The organism is Methanomassiliicoccales archaeon, assembly GCA_038850735.1.
Classification (GTDB): Archaea; Thermoplasmatota; Thermoplasmata; order Methanomassiliicoccales; family JACIVX01; genus JACIVX01.
The window spans coordinates 228,787-247,020 of the sequence record JAWCLO010000001.1 but is presented as its reverse complement, the minus strand read 5'-3'; the positions used below and the strand labels follow the sequence as shown (position 1 = coordinate 247,020).

General features: G+C 44.5%; 30 protein-coding genes. 27 read left to right on the top strand and 3 right to left on the bottom strand.

The annotated features are described in order from the left end of the window. The 6 genes from rrp42 to QW087_01195 all read left to right on the top strand — a co-directional run bounded on the left by rrp42 (position 1) and on the right by QW087_01195 (position 3,019). Positions 1-774: an exosome complex protein Rrp42 gene (gene rrp42 / locus QW087_01220; protein ID MEM2943350.1), complete on the top strand. Its 774-nt coding sequence runs from the start codon at positions 1-3 to the stop codon at positions 772-774. A gap of 5 nt (positions 775-779) precedes the next feature. Then, entirely contained in the window at positions 780-1,055 is a 276-nt protein-coding gene (locus tag QW087_01215; protein ID MEM2943349.1) for a 50S ribosomal protein L37ae, read from the top strand. Further along, on the top strand, positions 1,048-1,191 hold the full coding sequence (locus QW087_01210; GenBank protein MEM2943348.1) for a DNA-directed RNA polymerase subunit P: 144 nt from the start codon (positions 1,048-1,050) through the stop codon (positions 1,189-1,191). Before QW087_01215 ends, QW087_01210 begins: the two co-directional genes overlap by 8 nt. A gap of 13 nt (positions 1,192-1,204) precedes the next feature. After that, complete coding sequence (locus QW087_01205) at positions 1,205-1,447, top strand: KEOPS complex subunit Pcc1 (protein ID MEM2943347.1); 243 nt, start codon at positions 1,205-1,207, stop codon at positions 1,445-1,447. After that, positions 1,440-1,802 (top strand): prefoldin subunit beta, encoded by a 363-nt coding sequence (locus tag QW087_01200; GenBank protein ID MEM2943346.1) that lies wholly within the window; start codon positions 1,440-1,442, stop codon positions 1,800-1,802. The genes QW087_01205 and QW087_01200 overlap by 8 nt, the downstream gene beginning before the upstream one ends. A 266-nt stretch (positions 1,803-2,068) precedes the next feature. Beyond that, complete coding sequence (locus tag QW087_01195) at positions 2,069-3,019, top strand: DHH family phosphoesterase (GenBank protein MEM2943345.1); 951 nt, start codon at positions 2,069-2,071, stop codon at positions 3,017-3,019. Between the two features lie 15 nt (positions 3,020-3,034). Here the strand turns inward: QW087_01195 and QW087_01190 are convergent, their stop codons facing one another. The 3 genes from QW087_01190 to QW087_01180 form a co-directional block, all read right to left on the bottom strand. Beyond that, positions 3,035-4,105: a tyrosine--tRNA ligase gene (locus tag QW087_01190; GenBank protein MEM2943344.1), complete on the bottom strand. Its 1,071-nt coding sequence runs from the start codon at positions 4,103-4,105 to the stop codon at positions 3,035-3,037. A 171-nt stretch (positions 4,106-4,276) separates the two neighbouring features. Further along, entirely contained in the window at positions 4,277-4,552 is a 276-nt protein-coding gene (locus QW087_01185) for a ubiquitin-like small modifier protein 1 (GenBank protein MEM2943343.1), read from the bottom strand. Positions 4,553-4,591: 39 nt separating this feature from the next. Further along, entirely contained in the window at positions 4,592-5,941 is a 1,350-nt protein-coding gene (locus QW087_01180; protein MEM2943342.1) for an FAD-dependent oxidoreductase, read from the bottom strand. A gap of 573 nt (positions 5,942-6,514) precedes the next feature. Between QW087_01180 and QW087_01175 the strand changes: the two genes are divergently transcribed. The 21 genes from QW087_01175 to QW087_01075 all read left to right on the top strand — a co-directional run bounded on the left by QW087_01175 (position 6,515) and on the right by QW087_01075 (position 18,234). After that, positions 6,515-7,534: an archaeosine biosynthesis radical SAM protein RaSEA gene (locus tag QW087_01175; protein ID MEM2943341.1), complete on the top strand. Its 1,020-nt coding sequence runs from the start codon at positions 6,515-6,517 to the stop codon at positions 7,532-7,534. A gap of 54 nt (positions 7,535-7,588) precedes the next feature. Next, positions 7,589-7,909, top strand: a complete 321-nt coding sequence (locus QW087_01170) for a DUF5611 family protein (GenBank protein MEM2943340.1) — start codon at positions 7,589-7,591, stop codon at positions 7,907-7,909. Between the two features lie 794 nt (positions 7,910-8,703). Then, positions 8,704-9,705, top strand: a complete 1,002-nt coding sequence (locus tag QW087_01165) for a 50S ribosomal protein L3 (protein ID MEM2943339.1) — start codon at positions 8,704-8,706, stop codon at positions 9,703-9,705. A 2-nt stretch (positions 9,706-9,707) separates the two neighbouring features. Then, positions 9,708-10,490 (top strand): 50S ribosomal protein L4, encoded by a 783-nt coding sequence (rpl4p, locus tag QW087_01160; protein MEM2943338.1) that lies wholly within the window; start codon positions 9,708-9,710, stop codon positions 10,488-10,490. Beyond that, on the top strand, positions 10,483-10,761 hold the full coding sequence (locus tag QW087_01155) for a 50S ribosomal protein L23 (protein ID MEM2943337.1): 279 nt from the start codon (positions 10,483-10,485) through the stop codon (positions 10,759-10,761). Before rpl4p ends, QW087_01155 begins: the two co-directional genes overlap by 8 nt. 11 nt (positions 10,762-10,772) lie before the next feature. After that, on the top strand, positions 10,773-11,474 hold the full coding sequence (locus QW087_01150) for a 50S ribosomal protein L2 (GenBank protein MEM2943336.1): 702 nt from the start codon (positions 10,773-10,775) through the stop codon (positions 11,472-11,474). 5 nt (positions 11,475-11,479) lie between these two features. After that, positions 11,480-11,941: a 30S ribosomal protein S19 gene (locus tag QW087_01145; protein ID MEM2943335.1), complete on the top strand. Its 462-nt coding sequence runs from the start codon at positions 11,480-11,482 to the stop codon at positions 11,939-11,941. Positions 11,942-11,949: 8 nt separating this feature from the next. Continuing rightward, entirely contained in the window at positions 11,950-12,396 is a 447-nt protein-coding gene (locus QW087_01140) for a 50S ribosomal protein L22 (GenBank protein MEM2943334.1), read from the top strand. Next, positions 12,397-13,206: a 30S ribosomal protein S3 gene (locus tag QW087_01135; protein MEM2943333.1), complete on the top strand. Its 810-nt coding sequence runs from the start codon at positions 12,397-12,399 to the stop codon at positions 13,204-13,206. Between the two features lie 6 nt (positions 13,207-13,212). Continuing rightward, the gene (gene rpmC / locus QW087_01130) at positions 13,213-13,413 is read left to right on the top strand and encodes a 50S ribosomal protein L29 (protein MEM2943332.1); all 201 of its coding nucleotides are present in this window, start codon (positions 13,213-13,215) and stop codon (positions 13,411-13,413) included. Next, positions 13,413-13,712, top strand: a complete 300-nt coding sequence (gene yciH / locus QW087_01125; GenBank protein MEM2943331.1) for a stress response translation initiation inhibitor YciH — start codon at positions 13,413-13,415, stop codon at positions 13,710-13,712. Before rpmC ends, yciH begins: the two co-directional genes overlap by 1 nt. 25 nt (positions 13,713-13,737) lie before the next feature. Further along, on the top strand, positions 13,738-13,983 hold the full coding sequence (locus QW087_01120; protein ID MEM2943330.1) for a ribonuclease P protein subunit: 246 nt from the start codon (positions 13,738-13,740) through the stop codon (positions 13,981-13,983). A 4-nt stretch (positions 13,984-13,987) separates the two neighbouring features. Beyond that, complete coding sequence (locus QW087_01115) at positions 13,988-14,317, top strand: 30S ribosomal protein S17 (GenBank protein MEM2943329.1); 330 nt, start codon at positions 13,988-13,990, stop codon at positions 14,315-14,317. Next, entirely contained in the window at positions 14,314-14,721 is a 408-nt protein-coding gene (locus QW087_01110; protein MEM2943328.1) for a 50S ribosomal protein L14, read from the top strand. Before QW087_01115 ends, QW087_01110 begins: the two co-directional genes overlap by 4 nt. 10 nt (positions 14,722-14,731) lie before the next feature. Next, positions 14,732-15,109 (top strand): 50S ribosomal protein L24, encoded by a 378-nt coding sequence (gene rplX / locus QW087_01105; protein MEM2943327.1) that lies wholly within the window; start codon positions 14,732-14,734, stop codon positions 15,107-15,109. Further along, positions 15,106-15,816 carry a 30S ribosomal protein S4e gene (locus QW087_01100; GenBank protein MEM2943326.1) on the top strand — a complete coding sequence of 237 codons (711 nt, stop codon included), beginning with the start codon at positions 15,106-15,108 and terminating at the stop codon, positions 15,814-15,816. The genes rplX and QW087_01100 overlap by 4 nt, the downstream gene beginning before the upstream one ends. Further along, positions 15,813-16,325: a 50S ribosomal protein L5 gene (locus QW087_01095; GenBank protein ID MEM2943325.1), complete on the top strand. Its 513-nt coding sequence runs from the start codon at positions 15,813-15,815 to the stop codon at positions 16,323-16,325. Before QW087_01100 ends, QW087_01095 begins: the two co-directional genes overlap by 4 nt. Then, the gene (locus QW087_01090; GenBank protein ID MEM2943324.1) at positions 16,322-16,468 is read left to right on the top strand and encodes a 30S ribosomal protein S14; all 147 of its coding nucleotides are present in this window, start codon (positions 16,322-16,324) and stop codon (positions 16,466-16,468) included. The genes QW087_01095 and QW087_01090 overlap by 4 nt, the downstream gene beginning before the upstream one ends. Positions 16,469-16,479: 11 nt before the next feature. Beyond that, positions 16,480-16,869 carry a 30S ribosomal protein S8 gene (locus QW087_01085; protein ID MEM2943323.1) on the top strand — a complete coding sequence of 130 codons (390 nt, stop codon included), beginning with the start codon at positions 16,480-16,482 and terminating at the stop codon, positions 16,867-16,869. Next, on the top strand, positions 16,859-17,431 hold the full coding sequence (locus tag QW087_01080) for a 50S ribosomal protein L6 (protein MEM2943322.1): 573 nt from the start codon (positions 16,859-16,861) through the stop codon (positions 17,429-17,431). Before QW087_01085 ends, QW087_01080 begins: the two co-directional genes overlap by 11 nt. Continuing rightward, a complete protein-coding gene (locus QW087_01075; GenBank protein ID MEM2943321.1) occupies positions 17,428-18,234 on the top strand; it encodes a 50S ribosomal protein L32e in 807 nt (268 codons plus the stop codon). Before QW087_01080 ends, QW087_01075 begins: the two co-directional genes overlap by 4 nt.

The following is an 18,234-nucleotide window of genomic DNA, read 5'->3' as shown; positions in this document are numbered from 1 at the left end:
ATGGCCCGGTCCATCATGTCAGAAATAAAGAAGGATCACATACATAGATTGCTTGCTAGAGGCAAAAGGGTTGATGGGCGCAACTGGGATGAATTCCGGGACATTTCAATCCAAGTGAAGTTTACCGAAACAGCGGAAGGTTCTGCAAGGGTCAAACTTGGTAATACTGATGTGCTGATCGGTGTGAAAATGGAGACTGGCATCCCATTTCCAGATACCCCAGACAAGGGCGTGCTTGCCACAAATGCAGAGCTCATTCCTCTTGCGTCACCTACTTTTGAGCCCGGCCCCCCCGATGAAAATGCAATTGAGCTCGCGAGGGTTGTCGACAGGGGTATAAGGGAGAGTGAGATGATCGATCTCGAGGCACTCTGTATTGTGCCAAATGAAGAGGTATGGATCTGTTTTGTTGATATATATGTGCTGGATTATGATGGAAACCTTTTTGACGCTTCATTTCTCGGAACTGTGGCAGCACTCAAGTCAACAATCGTTCCTGCTTCTAGATTTGGAAAGGGCGAAGATTTCCCGCTTCCAATTAAATGTCTACCCATGTCGGTCACATCAGTGCAAATCGAAAATTCTATATTGGTCGATCCAACTCTCGATGAAGAAAAAGTTGCTTCCGCTCGCCTTACGGTAACCACCGATGAGAATGGGGACATCAGGGCGATGCAGAAGGGACTTAAGGGATCGCTCACAATAGATCAAGTACGCAAGATTATTGAAACCTCTCAGAGATTGGGAAATGAACTGAGAAAATTGGTTAGGTGATGCGGATGTCAAAAGGAACCAAGAAAGTTGGAACAGCTGGAAGATTTGGTGCGAGGTACGGCGTACGCGTAAGAAAGCTCTATAAGGAAATTGAAAAGCTCAGTAAAAGCAGATACGAATGTCCCAATTGTCATCATATCAGCGTAAGAAGGGTGGCATCGGGTGTATGGGCATGTCGTCACTGCGAAATAAAGTTCGCAGCCGGTGCTTATTCACCGACGACGAAGAAAATCACATCTGAGGAAATGGTGTTGAAGGAAGAAGCGAAGGGGGGTGAATGATCTGTATAAGTGTGGAAAATGCCATAAGCCTATACATTCAAATGTCAACACTGTGGGTATTCAGTGTGAGGCATGCGGATCAAAGATCTTCTACAAGGAGAGGCCTAATGTGAAGAAGGTCATCAAGGCAAAATAGGCATGGAATTGAGATGCATAGAGCAATGCTGAGGTATTCGACGCCCATAGCGAGATTAATACACGAAGCAATTATGCCTGAAACAGGTAGGGAAATTCCAAAAACCGAGGTTGAGGCGCGTTTCGAATCCGATGAATTGGTACTCAAGATCAAGGCCGCGGATATTTCGGCGTTGAGAGCAGCTCTCAATTCTTATCTTCGATGGATAAAATTGGCAGAAGAGATTACATTAATGGTAGGTGAGAAAAATGGATGAATTGAGTCCCAAGCTACAAAATCAGATTGCTCAGTTTCAGCAATTGCAGCAACAGCTTCAGGCAATTCTTACTCAGAAATTCCAGATGGAAGCACAACTGAGAGAGATTGACCGTACGCTCGAAGAGTTGGCTAAAATCACAGATGACGTGCCGATATACAGGAGTGTAGGTTCACTGTTGATCAAAGCAAGAGACAAGGAAAGTGTAGTGCACGAAATTCAGGAAGATAAAGAAACTTTAGAGATTCGTGTGAAGACTCTTGATCGACAAGAAAAGGCTCTTCGAGAGCGTTACCAGGCACTGCAAGACCAAATATCTAAGGCATTGGGAGCCAAACAGGAATCAGCCGGATAGCCTGGAGCACGGCCGCATCTTTCGAGAATTCATTAATATTAAGAATATGCCATGTGTCTATGTCAATTACTATGATGGATTGAGCATTCGCTAATAGCTCTTTTCATGATCTCCCGAAATCATATTTTTCGTGGTTGAATTACGAATCTGCGTTTCAGTAATTGACAAGCGAAGCGTTGGCTTGAATTTGAGATGTTTGCTGGGTCAGTACTCCGATGTTGATTACGAAATGTGCATATAGTCCAACGGCATTCACCGAAATTAGGATGCTGACGCATATCGCAAAAAAACTTCAGACCGGAAAAAAAGCCATTCTTCTTCACGGTAACGCCGATCCCGACGCACTTGGCTCTGCTTTTGCAATCTGCCGAGGCTTTGGAGATTCAATTATTGTCGCTCCTGGCGGGCTAGATAGAGTATCAAAGATCATGATGGATAAATTGCAAATAAAAGTGCAGGAAAATATAGACTTCGCTGATTATGAGATAATCGTGATCGTCGATACGTCCTCTCCTGATCAATTGAACACGCCCCTCCCGTTACTAAAAAATTGCATAGTAATTGATCATCACGCAATTTCTGATCGATGGTCAGGATGCACTTACTATTGCGATGAATCGAAGAGAAGTTGCGCGGAAATTGCATACAGGCTGCTGAAGATCGCTGGTATCCAAATGGAAAGGGCAGTTGGTATGGCACTACTCTCGGGAATGCTCACTGATAGCGGGCACTTCGCCTTCGCAACTCCTTCTCTATTGAGGGATTTTTCTGAAATCATGGAGGAATTGAATATCAACATGGATGAAGTAATGAGTCTTATCGATGTAGAGCCTGATGTGTCCGAGAGGATATCCCAGCTTAAAGGGGCTCAAAGACTGAGATTCGAAAGAACGAACGGCTATATCGTAGCGATTTCGCATGGTAGCGCATTTGAGAGTTCTGTATGCAAAGCTCTGATTGCGCTTGGAGCAGACGTTGCCTTTGTCGGCTCTCAAAGAAACGAAGCTTTTAGGGTTAGTGCAAGGGCCAGGCCCGAAGTCGTCAGGAAAGGTCTGCATCTTGGGAAGTTGTTGGAAGACATAGGGACTGAGACATCGAACGATGGTGGAGGTCACGGTGGGGCGGCAGGACTCATGGGAATAGGCGATATTGAAGCAATTCTCAATATGTGCATGCAGCGTGCGCTGGATTTTTTGAAGAAAATCGAACATCAATGAGATGAGCAAGGTCACTCAATAATTGCCAGAAACGATTCTTTTCATGACTTCTAATTTTTCAGGCTTGCGTACAAAATAGTCTCTTACAGGCTTGAGTATCTCGATTAGTGCTTCTGCGGCCCCATTTTTGAGATCCATTGGATGTACATTTCCTGACACATACATCTTTTCTAACTCATCATAATTTGAAAAAATGATGGTGCCTCCATATTTTTGTGGGCGTTCTATAATCACTTCTTTTTTCCGACTAAATATTACGAATTTAAACAAGAGAAGTATAGGATTACCTTCAGCCTCTGGTGGACAGAAGGCCTTGCTAATTTTTCTCCTGATGTCTTCTGCTGAGTCATGGATGAGAATTCCACTATCAGGATCGCTCTTTGACATTTTTGATGAAATGGGATCCATTCTATTTCCGCCACGAAGACCTGGTAAAAGCGGAGTGTGGAGCGCTATAGGCTTTTTCCACTTCAATCGCTCTGCGGCTTCCCTCGCTAGCATATGTGCCCTTCGCTGATCTATTCCGGCGTACGCGACATCGACGTCGAGCTCGAAGATATCTGCCGCTTGCATTAATGGGTATATTACCTTAGAGGAGTCGAGATCAGCCTCCTCTTCCTGCCTGCCCATAATTGTCATAGCTCGCTTTATTCTCGTTAAAGTAGAGGCCTTTCCTATTCGAATGACCTTCTCCCAGTAAGAAATATTTGACATAAGTTCTGATGCCAGTCGAAAATTGACCTTCTCCCTTTCAACACCGAGCGCTTCAAAACAATCTTCCATGTAGCTTGCGCATGTTCTAATGTTGCTAACATTGCCCGCTAGTTTATCATTTATAAAGGCATGCCAATCAGCAAAGAATATCGTGAATCTAAATCCGGCATTTATAAAGTCCATAATCTTATCAGCGCATATAATCCATCCTAGATGAACAAGTCCAGAAGGTTCAAAGCCAATGTACGCATGCGGAGAATTCTCCGTTTCGAGCAATTTGCGCATTTCCTCTGGTGTTACGATTTCTTCGGTATTCCTCGCTAGAATTTGATAGCGTGTTTCTGTATCCATGAGATCAAAGTCGGTAACCAATATTTCCAAATAAAACATTTCCGATAATTGATGTTAATTCATGATTACGGATGTATCGACAATACTAATAATTGCAATAGCTAGAAGAGTTGTATGTATGTCTCGAACGACAATAAGAAAAGTATGGCAAAAAGAAAATAAAAATTATTGGAAGGCAAAACTCTAAGCACATTAGCCGCCAGCAGTGAGCGGGAACACTGAGATGATATCGCCGTCTTTGATTTGTGTTTGCAGTCCACTCAAATGTCTTATGTTTCTACCGTTGACCAGGATGTATATCACTTCTGATAATTCTGATCCTTTTGGATAAAGGATTTTTGAAATGCTTTCACCGAATTTCTCAGTAAGGGAGTGAAGGAAATCTTGAACAGTGTTCCCACTGACGTCAACCCTTGCCTCTGTTACCCCAACCGCAGCGGCTATATGTCCAAAGGTCTTGAAAGTCACGGTTGCCGTATCACTCCCTCCAATTGGTTATTTTGATAATCATAGCTTCTTAGCCGCATCTTCAGCAGCCAGATTGACAACATCCATGACCATGCTGGTGGGCGGGCAGTATGCATTTTCAAAGGAAGAAACGAATTCCTCGACAGTGGTTCCCTTTACGATTGCAGCTGTAAGCCAATTGACACGGCCAGTAATTTCTTCTCCACCAACGATCTGCGAACCCAGGATCTTGTGGGTATCTTTATCCACTAGAATCTTTACTGTAAGTTTTTTTCCGCCTGGATAATATCTTGCTCTGGTCAACCCCGTAGCCTTGCCTTCAACGACATTCAGACCATAATAATCTGCGAGACCTTTTGATAACCCTGTTCCACCCGCTTCCAAATCTCCAATCTTGCTTATGAATGCGCTGAGCACGCCTGGGTAGAACGCATATCCTCCAGCTGCATTGATGCCGGCAACCCGTCCCTGTCTTACAGCGCTAGATCCTAGTTGGCTCATAGTCGGTCCTGGTACAACTGCGCTTTCGACCATAATCAGGTCACCAGCGAGATAAACGTCCTTAACGAGGCGTCCTTTCTTGTAGGGTTGCAGTGTAGGACTAACTCTCACTGCCCCCAGTGGCCCGATATCGAGACCCATAATATTGGGTAGTTCTAGATTTGCGCGGACCCCTGTGGCCATAATGACAAAGTCACATGGATATTCTTTACCGCCTGCGACAACTTTCTCAACCCTTCCATTGCCCTTAATTCCACCTATTGGTGTGTTGAGTACAAATTTAATTCCCTGCTGTTCGCAGTATTCCTGAACCAATTTTGCCATATCAGAATCGAAAATCCTTGGAATGACCTGAGGGAACATTTCGATGACCGTCACATCAAGGCCTGCGTGTTTAAAAGCAACTGCCATTTCTAGACCAATTACGCCAGCACCAGCAACGACGACAGACTTTGCATTTTTCATGGCTTTTTGAATCGCTTTTCCATCGGCTATGTTTCGCACCGTGAAGACTCCAGGCAGATTCACACCTTCAACAGGCGGAATAAAGACGGTGCCGCCAGTTGCGACGACAAGAGCATCATAAGTGTACTCGGTCCCGTCGGCAATCTTTACGATCTTCTTGTCCACATCAACACTTGTTACTTTTGTTTTTGTATGTACAATAATGTTACGTTCTTTCTTGTAAAATTCAGGAGTGTGCATAACGATTGATTCGAAGTCCTTGATCTTACCCTCCAGCACAAACGGTATTGCGCACGGAGAATACGCGATATATTCATCCTCCGTAAATACCGTGATCTCTGCGTCCTTGCTGTGCTCCCTCGCCGTTGATGCAGCTGTCATACCTGCTGCACCACTACCTATTACAATGATTTTCCTTGTCATCAAAATCAACCCCTCTTGCCGAGAAATTACCCCAATCTATTAATATATTTCCGAATTAGAAAAAACACCTTTTTCAAAAAAAGCGGATTCCTCGCATCTTTTTCCGAATGTTTTCTGCCGTTACCCATTGCTAATCAATGGAACTTGTTCCGAGATATGGAGAATGTAAATTTTTTTAGGCCAAGAAAATGATAACGAGAACCAAACAAAAGAATCGAGTGATCGCCACTCTAACGAGAAACTCGAGTCAACACGTTTATTTGGACGTTCAAATACAGAACTTTTATGTGCATTCCACAGACGTAGTTTAATGGTTGCTTCCTGTATGTTCGATAAATATCACTCGGCTAATCTTACGTGGATTTTCGAGTAATGTAAATACATAAATCGATGACTCGAATATCTTTGTAAAATACGTCCTCCTTACTTTCACTAGCGAATTCACTTTTCGGAAAACATTTTCATTCCATAGTCGATTACATTGAAGAAAAACGATCATGACGAGTCGATACTTAATCTGTTCATGATGAGCCGAAACATATTATTTCCCGATTGTCATCTTTCCACCGGGATATGATTTACGCAAAGAAGAGATCGGCACCCGTTTCATATTGGAAGGAATGGGATATCATTGATGGAGAAAAAGTCGAGACATTCGTCGCTATATTGAGGACCTCTGGATGTTATTGGGCTAGAAAAAAAGGATGCTTTATGTGCGGCTATAATATCGAGAGCGATCCCCGCATTGATATCCACGACATTCATGCGCAGATTGATGAATTGAAGGAAGCCTACTCAAACGAGGAATATGTTAAAATATATACTTCTGGAAGCTTTCTTGACCCAATCGAAGTTCCTGTGACTTCAAGAGCGGAAATATTTGAAACATTTTCCGACGCAAGGAGAATCTTGATAGAATCAAGACCAGAATTTATTACGGATGAAAATATCTCCAATTTGCAGGTTACGAGGCTTGAAATAGCGATGGGACTGGAGAGCGCATTTGATAGTACGCTTGAGAAATGTGTGAATAAAGGATTTACTGTTGCGGAATACGAAAGGGCTGCGAGATATCTAAATGAAAGGGGCATTCCTTTAAGAACATATTTACTTCTTAAACCCCCGTTTTTGAACGAGAGTGCAGCGATCCTTGATACAGTCGAATCAGCTGTATTTGCGTCGAGATTCTCGGAAAGTATATCGATCAATCCTGTCAATGTGCAAAAGGGAACGCTCGTTGAGGTTTTGTGGAAGCGTGGGGATTACAGACCTCCGTGGCTATGGTCGCTAGTCACTGTACTGTCGAATGTAGAAATCAGAAAAGGAGTTCGGATATTTTCTGCGCCTACTGGTGCTGGCACGCTAAGAGGGGCGCATAATTGCTTGAAGTGCGATCGTGTTGTGCTCGACGCGGTGAAGCGCCATGCATTCAATCAAGATCCAAATGAATTTTATGCACTTGATTGTTCATGCAAGAATAATTGGAAAGCGCAACTTGAATTTGGATGTATAGCAGGATCCAGTGTTAATATTGAAAGATACATTGAATATGAAATGGATAATGAAAATACGTTTTCCATTTGTGGAGACTGATCGGCCTTGAATCTTGAACCGCGCGAATAGAATCGTAGCAAGCGGGGTGATTTGATGGAATATGAATTGAAAAAGGGGAAATATAAGGAGCTCGAAGGGGACGGGTTGAGGAAAATTTTAGAGCAGGTTTTTGGAAACGCCTGGCAGGAGGACGACATGTACGTAACAACATTTGGAGCTCTCAAAAGGCTTGAGACAAAATTGATCGGAAAGTCAGCTCTGTATGTTGCCACGGTAAGTGATACTAATACACCAGAAAATGTAAGCATTCTGACGATCAAGAAATATAACGAATTTCTTGAAAAGGCAACTGGATTTACGGCAAAGGAACGCAGGAATAAATTACAGAAAAAAGCTCGAGAAGGTAAGCTCTAGGGATGCATTTCGCGCATTACCAGCTAGATAATTTCTCAAACTCATCTTACATTTCGAGGTTCCGTATCCTGATTTCTCAGCATTCGTCCTCGCGAAAATGGAAAAAGGTTTCATTTGCATACGATGACAAAGCCTCGCAGGATTTGAAGTTTAATTGATTCGAACTGTGGGATTCGATGTAGGCTCTTTTCATATGTATTGTTGCAGCAAAAACATTCAGGAATGCAGTTTTGATGATTTGATCATAACTTTGAATTTATTCAAGATCACACTATTATCATGGCCGGGAGGTGACTTCTACGAAAGCCCGATTATGGTATTCAGGAAAACAAAACAGGAAAACAAAACCGGTTTTGCAATAAAATGAAGAATTTCGTGGTAACTCGTATACTTGTCTGCAAAAACCTTCGGCAAAATTCATGAAATGATCGCATTATATGCCTTATTAATATCCGCTGTCAAACATGCACATAATCGCACGATATGGAAAGATAATAAGTCACACTGGAGAAATTCATAGAAGTCGGGGCATAGGCTTTGTGTTAGCTCTCGGTATGAAGGTTCGAAACCGCATAGCTTAAATAGGGATACTCTCATGCGAGAATCCGCTGAACGCGATAAGGACAATCGACCAGACACATTGGGCAATGCGATGTGCAACCCTTGTTCGCACCCTTGTTCGTATTCTGGGTGCGGAATGTTGTGTCACGGTCGATGACAGAGCTGGTCGCGCTCGTCTGAAGAAACGCGTGGAGCAAAGAGAGAGTACTCTCTGATGCTTAAGAGGGAAAGACATGCCAAATAAAAGACGTCCTATTCGGGGTTCAAAGGCGTATTCGCCGCGGAAAAGAGCGAAGCGGCCATTTCCACGTCTGGATTCATGGCCAGAAATAGGGGATGGTCCAAAGATACAAGGGTTTGCTGGGTACAAGGCCGGAATGACTCACGCTCTTATTGTGGATTACAGACCAACCAGCACCACATCTGGTTCGGAGGTGCAGGTGCCCGTTACAATAATTGAGGTACCTCCAATGAAAGTCGCTGCGGTGAGGATGTATGAAAACACAGCTTATGGGCTAAAAACTATGGGCGAGGTCTGGACGTCCACACTTGATCCGGAGCTAAGAAGATTACTTCCTATTCCAAAGAATTATGATTCAGGGAAGGCCTGGACTAACTATGATGCTTCTTCAGTAGATGATGTGCGAATACTCGCATATACCCAGCCCCGCTTGGTTACTGGAATTCCTAAAAAGAAATGCGATCTCATGGAGATACGCATAGGTGGCGGGACTATACAAGAAAGATTAGATTATGCCAAGTCTTTACTTGGGAAAGAGATTAAGATAACTGATTTCACGAAAGAAGGCGCTATGGTTGATGTCTCAGCGGTTACGAAAGGCAAGGGATTTCAAGGCGCTGTGAAGCGCTGGGGGATCAAGTTACTATCACATAAAAACAGTAAGCATCGCAGGTTAGTGGGAACATTGGGACCTAAGAGACCGGGTTATGTGAGACCAACAGTTCCCCAGGCTGGTCAAGTCGGTTATCACCAAAGAACTGAATTCAACAAGAGAGTACTCAAGATTGGTGATAATGGATTGGATGTTACACCCAAGGGAGGATTCTTACATTACGGGAAGATTTCAAGTCATTATGTTCTTCTTCATGGGTCGGTTCCAGGACCTTCAAAAAGGCTCATACGCTTTAGAGATCCGATTAGACCGATGGGTGTGGAATTGAAGGAACCGCCAGTCGTGACATACGTTTCTCTAGAATCTAAACAGGGGGTCTGAAGATGGTTAGAAGCGGAAGAGTCAATGTCTATTCATTGAAGGGCGAAATCATCAAGGAAATCGATTTGCCCCCGGTATTTAACACTGAATTTAGACCAGATCTAATCCGCCGTGCTGTTTTAGTGATGGAATCTAATAAGCGACAACCGTATGGAGCATCGTCATCAGCTGGAATGAGGCATGCGGTATCGACATGGGGAAAGGGGAGAGGTGTTGCTAGAGTACAGCGACTCAGTCAGGGTTCAAGAGGTGCTCAATCGCCTGGCACCGTAGGTGGAAGACGGGCCCATCCTCCATATGCGGAACGAGATTGGTTAAAGAAAATTAATGTCAAAGAGAAAATTAAAGCGAAAATGTCGGCCCTTGCCGCTCTTGCTGACACTGAGAAAGTAAGAGCTCGTGGACACCGTTTTGCAGACAGTGTAACGCTTCCAGTGGTAGTGGAAGATGATATCGAGAATATTTCGAAGACTGGTGAGGTCCTCAGCGTTCTTGGGAATATTGGAATCGACGAGGATGTATTGAGGGCTATTGAGGGCACCAGTATTAGGGCCGGTCGCGGAAAAATGAGGAATAGAAAGTACAAAGTACCTCGGAGCCTCCTGATCGTTGTTTCTAATATGAGTGTACCATTAAGAAAAGGAGCCGGAAATCTACCTGGTGTGGAAATCACAGACGTGAGTAATCTAAACGTTAGACTCCTCGCACCAGGAGGAACTCCTGGAAGACTTGCATTATTTTCGGAATCTGCGATCACAAAGCTCAGGGAGTGGTCTGATGGCTAGGAATGTTCTTTTATATCCTTATGTTACTGAGAAGTCGATGAACCACATGACGGGTTCGCCAACACAGGAATTCAAGGATGGTAACAGGATTGAATTCGTAGTGCTCAGAAGCGCCACAAGAAAAGAAATCAAGGATGAATTTGAAAAGAGATTTGAGGTTAAGGTGGAAAAAGTATGGACAAGGATTACCAAAGAAGGGAAGCATGCCATCATCAAATTAGCGGAAGGTTACTCTGCTGAAGAAATTGGAATGAGAATTGGAGTGTTCTAAGGGGTGGATCGATGGGAAAAAATCTCAGACAGCAAAGACGAGGTCGTGGCGGATCTCAATACCGATCACCCAGTCATAGACATCTGGGAGATATCAGGTTGCCTCCCATTGTTGAGGGAACCGGAAAAATCATCGACATAGTTCATGCACCAGGCCGAACAGGCCCATTGGCAGAAATCGAGGTCAATGGAAATGTTTTCAAAATGATCGCATCTGAAGGAATGGCTATTGGACAGGAGATCGTAATCGGTCGATCAGAAATGATAGCGCCTGGCAATATTATGACGTTGGCAAACATTCCTGAAGGTACTCTTGTATACAACATCGAGTCGAGACCGGGCGATGGTGGAAAGTTTGTGAGATGCGCGGGAAATGCAGCAGTTATCGTAAGCAAGGGAGCTAAAGTGGTCGTACAGCTCCCATCAGGTGCCATGAAGAGCTTCGATCCACGATGTAGAGCGGTGATTGGCGTCGTAGCTGGAGGAGGCCACAAAGAAAAGCCTTTTGGAAAAGCTGGTGTAAAATTCCATGCGTATCGGTCGAAGAGCAAAGCCTATTTCAAGGTGAGAGGTGTGGCGATGAATCCCGTCGATCACCCTCACGGTGGTGGTTCACACCAGCATGTGGGAAGACCTAGTACAGTTAGTCGCAATGCTCCACCTGGTCGAAAAGTAGGCCGTCTGTCGCCGAGAAAGAAGAAAGTGAGGAAGTGAGTATTATGGTCGAGGAAAAGATGAGCGGTACGAAGGCGTCCCGAAGGAAGGCGAGGAAGAAGAAGGGAGCTATCCAGGCAAGACGCAAGAAGGAGTTCACCTATAGAGGTTACACTTTAGAAGAAATGCTCAAGATGCCATTTGATGAGTTGATAACACTTATGCCTGCTAGAATCAGGCGCACGCTTATTAGGGGGTTCAACGAAGAGCAGAGAGTATTTATTGAGAAATTGAAATCAGGAAAATATCCAGTGGTAAGGACTCATTGTCGGGATATTCCTGTGTTGCCTGAATTTGTCGGAAAAAAAGTAGCGGTGCATAATGGAAAGGAGTTCAAGGAATTGGAGATTAAAGCAGAGATGATAGGGCACTATTTTGGCGAATTTGCGATGACCCGAAAGCCCGTGAAGCACTCGGGACCAGGCGTTGGTGCAACAAGATCGTCCAAGTTCTTGCCACTTAAGTAGGTGATGTTATGGTCGGGTACACTGCAGAAGCTGATCCAGATATTACATCCCGAGCTATCGGCAAGGAAATACCCATTTCACCGAAGCATGCTAGAGAGATATGCAACATGCTAAGAGGGAAAACGACCAATCAAGCCGCTCGGATTTTGGAGGAAATCATCGAACTTAAACGACCCGTGCCCATGAAGCGTTTCAAGAAAGGGATTGCGCATAAGAGCGGCGTGGGGCCTGCTAGGTATCCTCAAAAGGCAGCTAAAGAAATATTGAAGGTTTTGGAAGGAGCAAAACACAACGCTGAATATAAGGGACTGGATCCTGAAAATATGAAGGTAAAAGTGATCACGGCAAATTTGGGAAGAACCATCAGGGGATATATGCCTAGGGCTTATGGGAGAGCTACTCAATGGAATCAGCAGACCACCAACATCGAGATCATATTGGAGGAGATGAAGTAGATGGCGAGCGAGAGAAAATTCGTTACGGAGAATATCAGAAGGGTTCTTTTGAAGGAATTTCTCATGAAGGAAGTCGATCGGGCAGGATTCGGCGGAGTAGAAGTACAGAGAACCCCGATGGGCACGAGAGTGACGCTCATAACTGAACGACCAGGTATGGTTATCGGCAGAAGAGGTGCAGCTATCAAGAACCTCACAAAAGCGATTGAAGAGCGATTCAAGTTTGACAATCCTCAGATAGAGGTTCAGGAGGCGGAGAATCCAAGCTTGAATGCTCAAATAATGGCTGAGAAACTTGCATTTGCATTAGAACGCGGATGGCATTTTCGACGAGCAGGTCACTCCACTGTGAGAAGAATAATGGACGCTGGTGCAAGAGGATGCCAGGTAGTTATCTCTGGAAAACTTACAGGCCAGCGTCATAGAACGGAGAAATTCAAGGAAGGTTATATCAAGTTCTGTGGTGAGCCGAGATTGAAATTTATGAGAACAGGTTTTGCAGTGGCGAAATTGAAACCTGGGGTTATTGGAGTTCGCGTGGAAATAATGGATCCAAATGCAAAACTGCCAGATGAAGTTGAGGTATTGCCACCAGATAAAGCTGTAGAGAAGCTCCCAGAACTAGCCGAGGTGCTTATTCCATCTGAGGAGCAGAGTATTGGAACACCTGGAGTTAGTGCGACCGAAAATACGTCAGAAGAGAAACATGTTGACGAAGGATCTGGTGGTAGTGAGGATCATGATGTTGATGACTTGTCTGATGATGCTGAACTAGATGACGAGAATGATGAAGATGCTGGGGAGGTGTAGAATCAAATGGCGCTTCTGAGGACCTCGGAAATTAGGAAGATGAACAAAGAAGAACGAATCGCAAAACTCAGGGAATTAGAAAATGAATTGATGCACGAAAGGGGAACAGCGGCGATGGGTGGCGCACCAGCAAATCCTGGACGTATCCGAGCACTCAGGAAGAACATTGCCCGGATTCTCACCGTCCAAAGGGAGGAAGAAAAGTAATGGCCGAGATTTGCCCGGTATGTGGGTTGCCAAAAGAACTGTGCATGTGTGAGGAAATCGCAAGGGAACAACAGACGGTTAGGATCAGCACCGACAGCAGGAGATATGGGAAAACTGTCACTGTTATAGAAGGAATCGACGCGAATGATATTGATTTAGAGGATCTGGCTCGTAAGCTAAAGACAAAATGTGCTGCTGGTGGTACTACTAAAGATGGGAAAATTGAGTTGCAAGGCGATCACAAGAAAAAGGTCAAAGAGGTTCTCGAAGAAATGGGATTCAAAACTGAGGTTAGATGAGCGGTTTATGAAAAAGAGGGAGTTCATGAAAGCTGAATTTATTGGTCTAGAAGTTGAGGTTACATCATCCCATCATCCAGGTTATATTAGCATGAAAGGAAAGATCGTTGACGAAACAAAGAACACGTTTCGAATTCAGAAAAATGGGAAGGAGAAAGTGGTTCCGAAAGTCGGAAATGAATTTACATTTACTGTTGAAAATCAAAAGATAAAGATCCGTGGTGATGAAATCAGATTTAGACCAGAGGATCGTATCAAGAAAATCAGGTGAGTTTATGGATACGAATGTTAGGGATATCGGCATCGATGTAAAGCTCCCAGAAACACGGTGCAATGATGTAAATTGTCCATTTCACGGGAGACTCTCTGTAAGAGGGCAAATACTCGATGGCACGGTTGTCTCCGCAAAAATGGATAAGACGGTCGTGGTTGAGAGGGAGTATTTGCGATACATCAAGAAATACGAGCGGTATGAGAAGAGAACTAGTCGAATTTCGGCTCATTGCCCTCCATGCTTGGGAGTAAAGGTAGGCGATAAGGTAAAAATAATCGAATGCCGGCCACTGAGTAAAACAGTAGCATTTGTGGTTATCGAGAAGAGGTGATACATTTGAAGGGAATCGCGGGCAGACAGACCAGGGGAATTCAAACAGGTAGCGAGTTGGACGTCATTGATAATACCGGTGCGAAGGTTGTCTCAGTTATTGCTGTTCCGGGATATCATGGTGTGAGCAGAAGGTATCCAAGGGCGGGCATTGGCGATATTGTGATTGTTTCGGTAAAAAAAGGAACGCCTGAAATGAGGCGTCAAGTTTTGCACGCGGTAGTTGTGAGACAGAAGCGTCCTTACAGAAGACCCGATGGAACTATGGTATCTTTCGAAGACAATGCTGCGGTCATAACAACAGAAACAGGCGAAACGAAAGGAACGGACATCAAGGGACCTGTGGCGAGAGAAGCTGCCGAGCGATGGCCAAGAATTGCCGCGGTAGCATCTATGATCGTTTGAGGTGATTTCAATGATCAAAAGCACAAAAGCTAGGAAACAAAGAAAGGCGATCTACAACGCACACAACGCCAAGAGGAGAAGGATGGTGTCATCGCACCTCAGCGACTCCCTGATGAAGGAATTCAAACGAAGGTCTTTACCAGTCATTCGTGGAGATACCGTTCTCATTGTTAGAGGAGATGGAGATATTGTTGGGACTGAAGGAAAAGTAGTTGAGGTCAACACAAAGACCGGTCGAATAGTTATCGAGGGAGTTACTATCAGCAAGGCCGATGGGACGCAAGCACCTCGACCAATTCATGCTTCAAATGTCGTCATAACAAAGCTTGATCTCAGTGATCAGTGGCGCAAGCGTAAACTCGCCGTAAGCCAGGAGGGGTCGTCATGAGTAGAGATATGAAGCGTCTGACAGCACCCAGAAGTTGGCCTGTGCCAAGAAAGGAATGGCATTGGATTACTAAGCCCTCACCGGGTCCGCATTCGAAGGAAAGAAGCATGCCAATACTCATCATCATTCGGGATATGTTGAAATTGTGCGATACAGCACATGAGGCAAGACTTATTCTTTCGAATCAAGATATCTTGGTTGACGGAAGGCCCGTCAAGAACAGAAAATTCCCTGTTGGCCTTATGGACGTAATATCCCTACCGAAATTGAATCAGCATTATAGAATGATGTTGAACTCTCGTGGAAAATTCGAACTCGTCAAAATACCTGAAAATAAGGAAAAGTGGAAGCTCTGTAAGATTGAGGATAGGGTAACTGTTAAGGGAGGTAAGACGCAGCTCTGCCTTCACGACGGTCGCAGCATTCTCCTCGATAATGCGGACTACAAAACTGGCGATGTGCTGAAAATCGAAATTCCGAGCCAGAAAATACTTGATGTATATAGGCTGGCGAAGGGAAATCTTGCATATATCATTGGTGGAACTCATGTGGGCAAAATGTCAATCATCGAGGATTATGTAATAATGCGAAGTCCTACTCCAAACATCGTCAAATTCAAAGATGGTACTTCGACAACGAAGGAGAATGTATTTGTTATCGGTAATAAAGCTCCTGAAATTGACCTTCCGGAGGAGAGTGCACTATGAGTGAGATGATGAAAAAGCCCAGGATTGAGAAGGTCGTTGTGAATATTGGCGTCGGCGAGGCTGGGGAGAAACTGGTTAAGGCCCAGAGGGTTCTGGAAATGCTTACTGGGCAGAAGCCAATAGTAACTACTGCCAGGGTGACGAACAGAGACCTTGGCGTAAGAAGAGGGATGCCAATTGGTTGCAAAGTGACGCTGAGGGGAGAAAAGGCAGAAGAATTTTTGAAAAGAGCCCTCTGGATTAGAGAGAACAGAATCGCTAGTTATTCTTTCGATCCTGAAGGCAATTTCTCTTTTGGTATATCAGACTACACGGATTTTCAGGGGATGAAATATGATCCAGAAATAGGAATCTTTGGCATGGACGTCTGTGTCTCTGTGAAGCGTCCTGGGTATAGGGTATCTACAAGACGCGTTATGCCGCGCAGACTTCCAAAATCTCACCGATTAACAAGAGAAGAAGTGATAGAGTTCATTAAAGAGAAATTTGGTGCGGAGGTGATCTATTGAAACCGAAAAAGGAGTTCGGCAGGAAAAAAGGTTGCCTGCGATGTGGAAGAAAGCGCGGAATTATTCGGCGTTATGGCATGCACCTTTGCCGGCAATGTTTTAGAGAGATCGCACCTCACATTGGATTTAAGAAGTACTCTTAGGGTGATGAGTTATGCAGAACGATCCGCTTAATGACGCAATGTCGACAATAAAGAACGCGTCTCTAGTCGGCAAGAAAGAATGTATTGTTAGACCATCTTCGAAGCTAATTGGAAGAGTGCTGAAAGTCATGCAAGAGTATGGCTACATCAATCAATTTGAATTCATAGAGGATGGTAAGGCCGGTGTATTTAAAGTCACATTGCATGGAAGAATAAACAACTGCGGCGTGATAAAACCGAGATACGCCGTAAAGAGAAACGAACTAGAAAAGTTTGAAGCGAGGTATCTCCCCGCACAGGACTTCGGTGTTCTTATCTTGACTACAACAAAAGGCGTCGTCAGTCATGTTAGGGCAAAAGAGCTTGGAATTGGGGGAAAGCTACTCGCGTTTGTGTACTGAGGATGAGAATATGGCAATTACGGGCGTGGCTGAAGAAGTCGTCAAAGTTCCACCGGGTATTAAGATTGAGATGACCAATGGAATGGTAACAGTTTCCGGTCCAAAGGGAAAAGTGTCTCGACAATTGATCTATCCTCGGGTCCAGATATCGGTATCTGGAGAAGAAATATCGATAAGATGCGAACTTCCAAAAAAGAAGGAAAAGGCAGTTGTCGGTACCTTCGCAGCACACATTAGAAATATGATTGAAGGGGCACTGCACGGTTTCGAGTACAGAATGAAGATCGTTTATTCTCATTTCCCAATAAAGGTACAAGTGAAGGGCGATACCTTTATCATCGAAAACTTCCTCGGAGAAAGAACCCCAAGAAAAGCAAAGATCTTGGGCGAGACAAAAGTTAGCATCAAAGGAAATGAGGTTATTCTTACTGGAGCAGACATTGAAGCGGTTTCTCAGACCGCCGCGAATATTGAGCATGCAACAGCAATAAAGGGGTATGATACAAGGGTATTCCAGGACGGCATCTATATTATTGATAAAGCGAGGAGGATGAGTCAATGACCAAACATCCAAAGGCGATCAATGATATTTCCGAGCTTCCATATTACAAGGAGGAGTATGCGGCCGAACTCGGAGAAATGGGCATCCATACACCTTCAGAACTCCTAAGGGCGCTACGTGACGAAGTGCGCAAACAAGAGATCATCGACCGCTTAAAGGGTGTCGGACCCAAGATCGCCGATCACTGGTTAGAAGTTCTTGGAGCTAGTGCTATCGTTGATGAATCGTCTCAGATCTACGTTGGAGAGGACAAAGAAAGTGGGGAGAGATCAAAGGAGGATGCTGGGGCGGAGGTCTCTGAGGGCGAAGGGGTTGTAGAGGAAGAAGCTGATAAAGTAGTTATCGAAGAGTCAGTGGAACCAAAAATGGCAACCGAAGTTGTTGAAAAGGGTGGATATATAGTCAAACAAAAACCCGTGCTCGATTCTGGTGTGAAGAAGTTACTTTCCTTGAGAAAAGAAATTGCAGAAAGACGACCCTCATTCTTTAGGCAGGAATGGTTTAGGTACAAGAGATTGGGAAAGAAATGGAGAAAACCGCGTGGCTTGCACAGCAAAATGCGAAGGCATTACAAATACAGACCCCCTGTTGTGTCGATTGGATATAGAGGTCCGAAAGAAGTGAGAGGTCTGCACCCATCGGGCTATGAGGAGATCCTAGTATACAACCTCTCGCAGCTGGAGGGACTCGATCCGAAGAAACAAGCCATCAGAATCGGGAGTACAGTGGGGTACAAAAAGCGCATGCAAATTGAAAGCAAAGCTGATCAATTGGGTATCAGAGTTCTTAACAGGACGGGATGA